We start from the raw sequence: 11295 nt of genomic DNA on the forward strand, positions 1-11295 counted from the left end.
AGAATCTCATCATGAACCTCGTCATCATCGGTCTTATTGCAGCCGTTTTGATTCTTGTGTTCTGTACCATCAAGCTGAAGCTCCATCCATTCTTTGCTCTCATTGCGACAAGTGCGGTCTTTGCCATTATTTCCGGCATGAATATGGAACAAATGCTGAAGGGCTTTGCCAGCGGTCTTGGCGGAACCGTAGCGGATATTGGGCTTGTCATCGCGCTCGGGACCGTTACAGGAGTGCTCCTTGAAAAATCGGGTGCCGCTGAAACGATGGCTAAGACCATCCTCAAAATTACGGGTAAAAAACATGCAGCGCTTGGACTTGCCATTACGGGCTACTTCGTTTCCATCCCTGTATTCTGCGATTCCGCCTTTGTTCTCCTAAGTCCTATTGCCAAAAGACTCTCCAAAGATACAAAGATTTCCATGACAACCATGGCCATTGCCCTTTGCATGGGGCTTCACGCCACTCATATGTTTGTCCCACCTACACCGGGTCCCCTTGCCGTTGCAGGCATCCTGAACGCTGATTTGGGACAAGTAATCCTGTTCGGAGCATTGGTTTCCATCCCTGTAACACTGATTGGATATGCAGCGGCTCTTGTTGCCGGGAAGAAATACAATTATCTTCCTCAAGATGTTGTGGACGCAGAAGAAGGGAAAACCCTTCCCAGTGCCGGTATGGCCTTTACGCCTATTCTGCTGCCGATTTTCCTCATGTTGCTCAAGACCATTGGTACTATGTCAAAATGGGAAGGTATTTTGATGAGTTTCATTGATATTCTCGGAACACCACCCGTTGCACTTCTCTGCGGTCTTATCATTGCAGGAATTGGCTACCATCAAATCTACCCGGAAGATGATAAGGCTTGGGGATTTGACGGGATCATCGCCGACGCCCTCAAAACAGCGGGCCAAATTGTTCTCATCGTCGGTGCTGGCGGAGCTTTTTCCGGCGTGCTCAAAGCATCCCCGATGCAGCAAATCCTGACCGATTCTTTCTCTGGCCTTACCCTTGGAATCCTTGCGCCGTTCATCATAGGATTCATTTTCCGCACCTGCGTTGGTTCTGCGACCATTGCCATGGTGACAGCGGCTACGATGATTACTCCCCTTATCGATGTACTGGGTTTTGCGTCCCCCATGGGCCGAGTCGTAGCCATGCTCGCCTGCGCCGCTGGCGGTATGATGGTCTTTCATGCAAACGACGACTTCTTCTGGGTCACGACGACAACGAGCGAGATGGATACATCCATTGCCTATAAGACCATTCCGCTCATCAGTGTCCTGCAATCCCTGACGGCACTATTTTGCGTCTTCGTGCTTAAAATGATTCTTGTTGGTTAATCGATGAAATGACCTTACCTTTAATTAGGTAAGGTCATTTCTTTTCACTGCAAAGGTGAATTATGATATACTAAGAGGACTTATCATATGCGTTAAAGATTGGATTGCCCAAGTAGGAAGGAAGATGATGATGGAAGCGCTTCACACTGGAAAAGTCATCAAACAAATTAGGCTGCAAAAAAAATATTCCGTACGAAAAGTTGCAGCAATGGCAGGCATCACGGCCTCCATGCTAAGCCAAATTGAAAATGAACAAACCAACCCTTCCCTTAATACCCTGCGTTCCATCGCCCAGGTGCTTGAAGAGCCTCTATACAAGTTTTTCAAGAACGGGCCCTCTGAAGTCCACACCGTTGTTCATCCTGATACACGCAAGACTTTGGGGCTTAAATCAATTCCCGATGTACAATATGAATTGCTGACACCTGACACAAATGGGAACATTGAATTTATCATGATGATCATCCCCCCAGGATTTAGCTCTTATCATGAAGAAAAGACCCACATCGGTGAGGAAGTTGCGTATATGCAGGAGGGCGGTGCCGTCACTTTGGAAATGGAAGGCAAGGACTACAAAATGGAACCAGGTGACAGCTTTCGAATTCCTTCCAACGCGGCCCATGTTTGGCACAATCGTTCAGATAAGACTGTCAAGGTTATCTTTGCCGTTACGCCGCCGTCGTTTTAAAAAACTAATTCCCTCCTCTTGGAGTATTTCCTTGAGGAGGGAATTTTGCGCAAGTACGGGGTCTATAAAATAGGTGCCGAAACGTCCGCCTTAAACCTCACTACGGGAGAGAGCGGAACTTAATTGCCCTAACACATGTTTCCCAGACTTCCACTATCGCTCCAAAAGCATCGTTCAAAACTCGGGCGAATGGTCCTCACTACCATTCATAAGGAAACGTCGCTGCGCATTCGCATCCACCACTAAAACTGGAAAATTCAAGGGTTCGTCACTTTTTGAAATTTCTCGATTTTGGTCCCCTGCCTTGGCAAAAGCGGATTGACTCTATGAGCCGAGTTTTAAGGCAGAGATCTACGGCGCTGCACGACAAATATGCTGTCATTACATTTTTGCCGAGGCGGCAATGAAATACAAAAGCTGCGAAGAAATGAAGCTCTCATTTCTTCGCAGCTTTTTTCAGCAAATCTTATTACGCAGCAGGTTTTAAATTGGCTTTTTTCTTTTTCTGGATCATAATCAGACCCACAAGCACCGCAGCACCGACGATATCGGTCTGGAAACCCGGAATCATGAGACACAATGCCCCGGCAAGGGCCACCACACGAAGCGGAAGGGCAACCGGTGCATAGACGTAACCTTCACAGGCAACTGCCAGAAGAAATACACCAAGCGCCGCCGTAGCCGTCGTTAGAAGCCCTTCTGCAAGGGTCGTATTGATGAGCATAAGCTGCGGGGACAGCACAAAGATATAGGGAATGATAAAGCCTGCAATAGCAAGACGTACACTCGTCCAGCCCGTCTTCATGGGATTGCCGCCCGAGACGCCGGCTGCCGCAAAGGCGGCCAAGGCAACAGGAGGCGTGAGGTTTGCAAACATGGCAAAGTAGAAGCTGAACATATGAGCCGACGCATTCGGAATCCCGAGCTTAAACAGTGCCGGTGCTGCAATGGAGGACGTGATGATGTAGGACGGAATGGAAGGAAGTCCCATACCGAGAATCATGCACGTCACCATGGTAAAGACGAGGGTAAAAAGGATGGACGTCTGGCCCAGGCTGATGATGGTATTTGCCATGGTCAGTCCAAAACCGGTCTTGGAAGATACGCCAACGACAATACCGACACAAGCACATGCCATTGCCACACTGACGGTCTGTTTGGCACCTTCAGCTAAAGCATCAACGATTTGTTTGAGATTCATACGAGTTGCTTTTTTTACAGCTGCAACGACAATCGTAACACCGATCGTCAAAACGGCGGCATAAACAACAGTAGAACCTGAGAAAAAGAGCATATACAAAAGAAACAGAATGGGAATGATCAAATGTCCCTGTGCCTTCAGTACTTCCATGGCTTTAGGCAACTGCGATTTAGGGACACCTACAAGCCCGTCTTTAGAAGCACGAAGCTGAACCTGAATTAAAATACCCATGTAGTAAAGAAGAGCCGGAATGGCTGCCCATACAATGATTTCCGAATACTTGACGCCCAAAATTTCTGCCATGATAAAGGCTGCAGCGCCCATGATTGGCGGAAGGAGCTGGCCGCCGACGGATGCCGCGGCTGATACAGCACCAGAAAACTCAGCGCTGTAACCGGTCTTTTTCATAAGCGGAATGGTAAAGGATCCCGTCGTTACGACATTTGCAACGGCACTGCCATTGATGGAACCCAAAAGACCAGCAGCAACAACAGAAACCTTGGCCGGGCCACCTTTTGTATGACCAGCGAGCGCAAGGGAAATATCATTGAAGAATTTACCCATGCCGGACTTTGTCATCACACAGCCAAAAAGAATGAAAAGGAAGATATAGCTTGCCGAAACGTTGACTGACGTGCCATAGATACCTTCCGTATTGGCAAAGAAGTGATTCGAAAGACTCAGCCAATCATACCCCCGATGCATAAACATGCCAGGGAACTCACGGCCATAGATTCCGTATAGGATGAAGCCAATACTCAAAAGGGGCAATGCCTTCCCACTGCATCTGCGGGTCGCTTCAAGGACCAAGGCAACAAGAAGCGTCGCCATGATCATATCAGTCTGACTTGCTCGGCCAGCCCGTTCCACGACACCGAGATAATCGGTATAGATATAGATTGGAACCGCAAATGCAGCAAGTGCCAAAATCCAGTCGAGAATAGACGGTTTCGTCCTGCTGGATTTCTTGCGCATCGGATACATCAAAAAACATAAGCTCGTCATCATGGCCACATGAAGACTCCGATGCACTAAAGTCACAGGAGGCCCGAAGATGGCCGTATACAGATGATAAAGTGAAACAAGGATACAAAAAACATAAAAGAACGATTGCATGACGCCAGTAAATTTACGGGTCGCCGATTCCTTATCTACCTTTTCAATGATGGCAGTTGTTTTAGCCATCATTTCTTCGGACATATCACCGGTAATGACACCATCCTTATTAAGCGGTGTATCACTGAAAGAACTTGCCGAGGTAGGGTTGGTTGTGGATACTTTCTTCAAATCTTCCATCAAAGAATCCCCTCTCTTCAATTACAAGAATCAATCGAGTATGTTCCGGCAGGAGCCTGCCACTGGTGATAAGCTCATCATTGAGCTTGATCTCCCGTGTCGCATAATGTGAGTTGATCCAGTCAATCCGTGGAAATGGCTGGTCAATTTCATCCATAAAGATGTTGCCCTTCTCATCCACCCATGTTTTCTTCCCTCTATTTTCTGGGATTCCTGCCCCAAAAGCAGGAAATGAGATGGTATCAAGAATCAATGAATGATCCGGAGCGATGTGGAAGTACTCATGCCAGTGAATATGTTCGAGTGAATGAATCCAACCAAAAAATAAACGATCCCCAACTTTGGCAGGGAACTCAACATAGATGTGCTGGGTATCATAATTTTTGATTCTCATGACAGTTTGGCTTGCCCAATGCCACCAGGCCAAAAGTCCGATGGCAAGGGGCAGAAAGACCAAACACAAGGCAATTTTTTGTTTGCCTTTCATCCTAGATTAGAGCTTTCCTTTTTCCTTCCAGAATTTTTCAGCACCCGGATGGAGAATCAGCTGAGTTCCCTTGATGCCGCGGAGACCCGTATCCAGTTTAATTTCACGTTTTGCCGTTGCGTGGGAAGCCCCAATAGTAGCAAGCCCTTTTTCAGAATAGATTCCCGTCAGGATGTCATAAACGACATCATCGGACAACTTTTTATCAACAAGCATGACATTCATAACAGCAGCCGTCGGCGTATCGACTTCGGTGTCATAGGAAGTCTTAGGAATGCTGTATGGCATATAGAACGGGTACTTCTTAGTCAAGTTCTCAATGGCTTTCCCGTCAATAGGGATAAAGCGGATTTTTTTCATCGTACCCAGTTCTTTGATGGTTGCGTTGCCAAGTCCGCTCGTTACGAAAGCAACGTCGCACTGACCGTTCTTAATCTGGTCAATGGCTTCGCCATAGGACAGGTAGTCAACCTTAGCATCATCATAACTCATGCCATTAGCTTCAAAAATCATACGGGCATTGAGTTCAACGCCAGAGTTAGGAGCACCTACACCGACTCTCTTGCCTTTGATATCGGCAAAAGTTTTGATACCCGTGTCTTCAGTCGTAACAATCTGGACAACGTTAGGCCACAGACCCATCATGACGCGCAGATCCGGTTCCTTTTTCTTGCCTTCAAAAGCGCCGAATGCTTCTTGGCATTGAATAACCGAGTCTGACATAGCAATAGCAAGTTCGCCTTTACCGGTAAGGATGCCATTGATGTTTTCAACCGTTGCACCTGTTGCCGTCGAAGAAGTCTTGTAGCCCATTTCCCCTACAACCTTAGAGAACGCGCCGCCAATAGGGAAATAAATACCGCTTGTAGGCCCTGTCAGCACGGTCACAAACTGTTTGCTTCGATCAAGCTTACCATCAGCGGATTTCTTGTCCCCACCGCCACCGCCGCAGCCGGCAATGACCGAACCGGCAACAAGCATGGCTAAAATTGCGGTAACGACTTTTTTGACTTTCATAAAAACGCCTCCTTTTACAACTCTTTTCTGCTATTGTTTCCCAATCATCCCATATGGCAATCATTTACAGGATTCAATAGGGACCCACGCATCCTCATTGATAAAATGACACAAGCACACATGGAATTGAGAAACATATTTCATGAATAAAGAATATCATGAACATAATTTTACGTCAATATTGTGAACTCCCAATTATTTTACATTTCTTCAATTCTATATATTATAAAATCAGTACACTAAGTTTTATTTCATCAACACAATCCCAAATTATTCATCTCTACTATATATTATTATTTACAAGTCAGAGGTCTACTTTTAGGAATGCGTCATATTTCTTCACGAAGTCGTTCATTCTTGAAAGGGTATAAATCTATTATTCTTTCCCTTAATTGTTCTTTATCACCATCCCGATGACTGTTTAGCATTGTACGATTATCCTCAAAATGATTAGGAAAAATAGTTAAAAAATCTGATTTTAGTTTTTTTATAAAACGTTTTCCCATGCTATAATGGACCTATCAAGCCAAGCCTTACCATCCTCAAAAGGAGTGCCTATGTATCTATCTGATTATCTCATGCTCGCCATTTTGGGAGCGTCCTTTCTTTTTCCTTCTGACGCGCGGACCCATACGGTATGGGTCTTCTGCCTTATCTATGTGTTTATACGCATCAAACACCGCAAAAAATAGGTTCCTGCAGGAATCTCCCTTCCATTTTTCCACAAGGAGGATCTTATGAAAAAGAAAATCGCGGCCTATATCCTACTCACCTGTCTTTCCATGGGGCTTATGGGAGCTGCTCAGGCCTCCCCTTCGTCACTTGAAAAAAATGATGCAGCCCTCTATACTCCGCTAAGACATACGGGGACCCGCTGGACCCTCACCCACTTTCTTGCGCTGTTAGGGAAAAATGACAAAGAAGCCGCAGATTTTTTTGGTGGCGGCACGCCCAATTACACCGCCGATGGAGCACTTAAGATTGGTCGGACTTACCCTGTCCACCTCTTTGGTGAAACAAGAGAAGCAGGGACGCTTTATGACGGGAATGGCTGCGTCCAAAGCATCACAGTCCAGCTGGAAGATCCACGTGCAGCCGTCTACGAGCCCATCCTCACTTGGTACTATGGAACTCCGACAAAGGTCCAATCGGTTCCGTCTGAGGCAGGAGCCACCTATACGGAATGGACCCATGAAAATGCCCGGATTCGCCTCTACCAGATGTATGGGCTGTCAGCCCTTGAAGTCACCCCCTATGAAAAGGGAAGCCCTATGATTACGCCGCCTTTATGGGGCGGTGAGTGGATTCCAGAGGACATTCGCCGCACAACAAGCGGCATGAAAAAGTTTCCGCCCCTTGAACGGGCCATCATGAAAACCTACGGCATCAGCGAAGAGGAACGAAAAAATACAAGATACGCCTATGAAATCCTTGACCTGGATGGAGACGGGACCCTTGACGTCCTTGCCATCGTTTCCGGTCCTTATACAAGCGGCACGGGCGGTGATTCGGCCCTGTGGGGGACCTTCCGGAACGGTACCTTTGAGGTGAAACAGACCTTCACACTCATGAGATCGCCCCTTATTGTTACGACTGATCCAATAAGCCTCATCGTCCGGAGAAGCGGCGGCGGTGCCCCCAGTAAAATTGTGCGCCTTGACTTAAAGAACGGAAAGTTTGTTGAAAGCCAAGACGAAAATGTCATGAAAAACTTAAAGAAAGACAACGCCGTCGTTCTTTTCGATGGCCTTCGGGAAATGAGATTATAAGAAAATGCAGAACGAGCCACCATTGCAAATTGCAGTGGTGGCTCGTAGGCTGTGGGAAAAGAGAGGCTGTCAAGCTGTCTATTCAGGCTTTGGCCCGAATGGCTGTGACGAGCCTGCGGCGCTGGTTGTCGAGCAAAAAAGCCTGCTTTGATGCGATTGCCTTCGGCAGCTGGCTGAGGCGGAAGGCATAGGAAAAAGGGCCTTCCTTGACTAAGGCGCTCCGCTTGGCTAAGGCCGCCGATGGCGACAGGCTAAAAACTGTGAGGCCGGCGCCAATTGTGTTGTCAGGGATGCGTTTCTTGTCCGACGAAGGCAGTTATAAGGCAATATAAAGGCAAGAAAATACATGTTTCATTCCAGTACTATCCCTGCCTTACGGTCGTTTGCCTTCACATCGCTCCGCTCAGTCCGTTCTGCAGAAAATATTTCAACACCTATTGAATCATCTGATTCCGAATGAAAGAAGAAATCAGATTGAAGCCCCAACCCGAACGCGTATCTTTGTCCGGGTTGGGGCTTTTCTCTCTTTTCTTTAGGTATAGGGCCGGCGTTATGTTTTTTTCACAACACCTTGACTCGGCACAATCTTTGCGCCGGACCAAACTAAAACTTCCACTCCGCCCCCACCTTCCAAACCCGTCCGGGAATGGCAAAGCTGCTGTCCGTATCGAAGGTTTTATCAAAAAGGTTATCGATGCCGGCAAAGACCGTCATGCGGCCCAGTTGTTTGGTAAGCGACAAATCGGTCGTGCTGTAGCTATAAAGGCTGGCCATTCCAGTCCTGGCATTTTCGATGCGGAAGCGGTCGTTCCATTTAGCGGCAAGGCTCACGGTAAAGGGTTCTTTTGCCCCATCCGTGTAGGAAACTTCAACTCGCCCCGTGGCGCGGGCCATCCCAGAAAGCGGTTCATGGGTTTTGTCGTCACGCCCGTCCATATAGGTATAGGCGGCCCGGATACCGTAATGGTCATCAAAGTCATAATGGAAGTCACTTTCGATGCCCTGGATGGCAGCGCGGTCAACATTTGCATAGGAATTGATGAGCATCATATGCCCACGGCCTGGGATCCTGCCTATGACCTTGCTGACAATAAGGTCCTTCGCCCGATTATAAAAATAGGTCACGCGGCCCTTTGCTTTGCCCCACTCTCCTTCGTAACCGGCGTCAAAAGTGCGTGTCTTTTCAGGGCGCAGGTCCTCGTTGCCGTGGACAATGACCGTCATATTCGGTATCGGTGTTTCCTCCATATCGCCATAGCGCTCAAAAAGGGACGGCGCCCGGTAAGCAAAACCGTAATTGACCTTGAAGCGGTTATGGTCATCCACAAGGTAGGTCAATCCAGCCCGCGGTGACCACTCACTGCCAAAATCTTCATGGTGGTCCCAGCGGATACTTGGCACAAAAAGCAACCGCTGCCCGATTTTCCATTCATCGGCGCCATAAAAAGCATACTGGTCCGTGCCCTGTTCGCTATAGCCTTTGGTAAGGCTTCCCTCGCTCTGGAAACGATCCTTACGGCTTCCGCCATAACGCGTGCCGCCTGCCTCTAGGTGACGGTATTCTGCCCCATAAGTGAAGGTATGGCTTTCATCGGCGCGGTACGTGACGCGTCCTTCGGCGGCACTCGTCGCATACTCGGCCCGGTCAAAATTGTACTCAGCTCCTGCACCCGAATGGGAGTGTTTTCCTAATCTGTTATGGTATACCTTGAAATCGTATTCATTTTTTTCGTGTGTCCCTTCATAGGCCATGTGATAGTCCTGACGGTTATTGTCATACCAAGCGGTACCGCGGCTTTGGACGTTTTGCCGCAGGGCTTCGCGCATAAAAGACGCCCCGAAACGGAGCCTATCGTCATCGGTCATGGCATAGGTTCCTTCAAGGGACAAATGGCGCCGGGGCCCAAACATGTTGGTCCAGCCATCACTTTCATCCTTTCGGACCTTGGTGAGGTCCCAGCTCATACCAAGGCTCAGTTTCCCCAGCCGATCCGTCGTCAAGCCGCCATACAGGGAAGTTTCGCCAGACCCCGTCGTGACGCCTGCATAGGATGACGCTGCTTCCGGCTTTTTCATAAAAATCTGGATCACGCCGCCTACAGCATCACTGCCATAAAGGGCGGAGGCTGCCCCACGAAGCACTTCGATACGGTCCACATCATGGAGGTTGATGCGCCGCAGTTCGTAGCCATTCATCGTTTCCGGGGCGTCTTCTCCGGCAATGCGGCGGCCATCGATGAGGATCAGTGTTCCCTTGTTCCCCATGCCGCGCAGCGAGACCTGGTGCGTCACCTGCGACGACTGACCCTGCATGGAAATCGGCGTCAGGTCAAGATTCGATACCCGTTTCAAGGCGTCTTCCACGGTCTGGGCGCCCCATTTGGCAAAGTCTTTCTGGGTCAGTACATCAACGGTCTGAGGAATGAGCTTGCGGTCGTTTTTGGTTCTCGTCGCCGTAATGACAATTTCCTGAATAGGCTCTCCTGCTGCAGCCGCAGCGCTTCCCATCCCCCAAAATGAGGTCAGTGCCATAAAGGCAAAAAGCGCCTTCGCTCCCTTTCCCACTGTCTGGTGCCTGGAATTTTTACCCATATTTTAATCTCCCCTATTTCACTTGGTATTCATCACGTTCCTATCATACGAAATGCTCACCTTCTTTGCAACAAAAATATCAAAAAATAGCCACGACCTTAACCAGTCATGGCTATGATGGAATCCATTCAACGATTGCAGATTTCGTCAAAAATATATTGCAGGGCTTCCTTTGCCTCGGCATCTCGTTCATTCGTTCCGCTTAGGGTCACACCGTTTTCTCTTGTCCGTTCAGTCTTGTCGCTGCCAATGCTAAGCAGGCGGTTTGCCGTTTCAAATTCAATGTAACCCTTGATGATTGTCGATTCAAGCTTGGCGTGGATGGCGACGATGGCCGTAAACGGAATGACCTTGAAATTGTTGTTCCCCACATTCCAAAGGTCCCCCGTCTTATCGATGGCAACAGCATGATCATGGGCATAGAGATTGGCGCCGCTGCAGTCGATGGCGCAGCGTTCCATCCCCTACCATTCCTGGGCCGCATCTGCGCCTATTGCTGGGCTGCCCCTTATCCGGCAACGGCCTTGATTGAATCCTAGAATCCCAAGAACAGAATCTTCTTTCGAAATGATTTGACTCCATTATAAAAGGCGGAAAAAGAACATGAAATCGCTGCCCCTAAAAAGGGGCTCTTCTGGGCACCAAAAAAGCCTTCCCCGAAAGGAAGGCTAAAAATTCGATATGGTGACCCCGGAGTGATTCGAACACTCGACACACGGCTTAGAAGGCCGTTGCTCTATCCAGCTGAGCTACGGGGCCAAAATAAAATGGAGCGGGTGATGGGAATCGAACCCACGTAACTAGCTTGGAAGGCTAGGGCTCTACCATTGAGCTACACCCGCATTTCATGGAGCTGGCGAGAGGAATCGAACCCCCAACCTGCTGATTACAAGTCAGCTGCT

9 protein-coding genes and 2 tRNA genes are annotated in these 11295 nt (G+C 48.5%); 4 read left to right on the forward strand and 7 right to left on the reverse strand.

Annotated elements, in window-relative coordinates; translation table 11 throughout:
- Positions 1-11: 11 nt before the first annotated feature.
- On the forward strand, positions 12-1343 hold the full coding sequence (locus QZQ08_RS06030; protein WP_296329402.1) for a GntP family permease: 1332 nt from the start codon (positions 12-14) through the stop codon (positions 1341-1343).
- A 130-nt stretch (positions 1344-1473) separates the two neighbouring features.
- On the forward strand, positions 1474-2031 hold the full coding sequence (locus QZQ08_RS06035; protein ID WP_296329426.1) for a cupin domain-containing protein: 558 nt from the start codon (positions 1474-1476) through the stop codon (positions 2029-2031).
- A gap of 469 nt (positions 2032-2500) precedes the next feature.
- Here QZQ08_RS06035 and QZQ08_RS06040 read toward each other — a convergent pair whose 3' ends face one another.
- Genes QZQ08_RS06040 through QZQ08_RS06050 form a run of 3 tightly spaced genes read right to left on the reverse strand, consistent with a single transcriptional unit; the run spans position 2501 to position 6032 of the window.
- Positions 2501-4432: a TRAP transporter permease gene (locus tag QZQ08_RS06040; RefSeq protein WP_366140867.1), complete on the reverse strand. Its 1932-nt coding sequence runs from the start codon at positions 4430-4432 to the stop codon at positions 2501-2503.
- 37 nt (positions 4433-4469) lie between these two features.
- A complete protein-coding gene (locus QZQ08_RS06045; protein WP_296329409.1) occupies positions 4470-5015 on the reverse strand; it encodes a DUF1850 domain-containing protein in 546 nt (181 codons plus the stop codon).
- Between the two features lie 6 nt (positions 5016-5021).
- Positions 5022-6032 carry a TAXI family TRAP transporter solute-binding subunit gene (locus QZQ08_RS06050; protein ID WP_296329413.1) on the reverse strand — a complete coding sequence of 337 codons (1011 nt, stop codon included), beginning with the start codon at positions 6030-6032 and terminating at the stop codon, positions 5022-5024.
- Positions 6033-6589: 557 nt separating this feature from the next.
- Between QZQ08_RS06050 and QZQ08_RS06055 the strand changes: the two genes are divergently transcribed.
- Both QZQ08_RS06055 and QZQ08_RS06060 read left to right on the forward strand, forming a co-directional pair.
- Positions 6590-6724 (forward strand): hypothetical protein, encoded by a 135-nt coding sequence (locus QZQ08_RS06055; protein ID WP_296329414.1) that lies wholly within the window; start codon positions 6590-6592, stop codon positions 6722-6724.
- Between the two features lie 45 nt (positions 6725-6769).
- Positions 6770-7801, forward strand: a complete 1032-nt coding sequence (locus tag QZQ08_RS06060) for a hypothetical protein (RefSeq protein WP_296329417.1) — start codon at positions 6770-6772, stop codon at positions 7799-7801.
- Positions 7802-8404: 603 nt separating this feature from the next.
- Here QZQ08_RS06060 and QZQ08_RS06065 read toward each other — a convergent pair.
- From QZQ08_RS06065 to QZQ08_RS06080, 4 genes are all read right to left on the reverse strand, one after another.
- Positions 8405-10393, reverse strand: a complete 1989-nt coding sequence (locus QZQ08_RS06065; protein ID WP_296329419.1) for a TonB-dependent siderophore receptor — start codon at positions 10391-10393, stop codon at positions 8405-8407.
- A gap of 128 nt (positions 10394-10521) precedes the next feature.
- Positions 10522-10854, reverse strand: a complete 333-nt coding sequence (locus tag QZQ08_RS06070) for a hypothetical protein (RefSeq protein ID WP_296329423.1) — start codon at positions 10852-10854, stop codon at positions 10522-10524.
- 221 nt (positions 10855-11075) lie between these two features.
- Positions 11076-11152: transfer RNA gene (locus QZQ08_RS06075), tRNA-Arg, on the reverse strand.
- Between the two features lie 9 nt (positions 11153-11161).
- Positions 11162-11235 (reverse strand) — tRNA-Gly (locus tag QZQ08_RS06080).
- Between the last annotated feature and the right edge of the window lie 60 nt (positions 11236-11295).

Origin of the sequence: uncultured Acidaminococcus sp. (genome assembly GCA_900538365.1) — a bacterium.
Lineage (GTDB): Bacteria > Bacillota > Negativicutes > Acidaminococcales > Acidaminococcaceae > Acidaminococcus.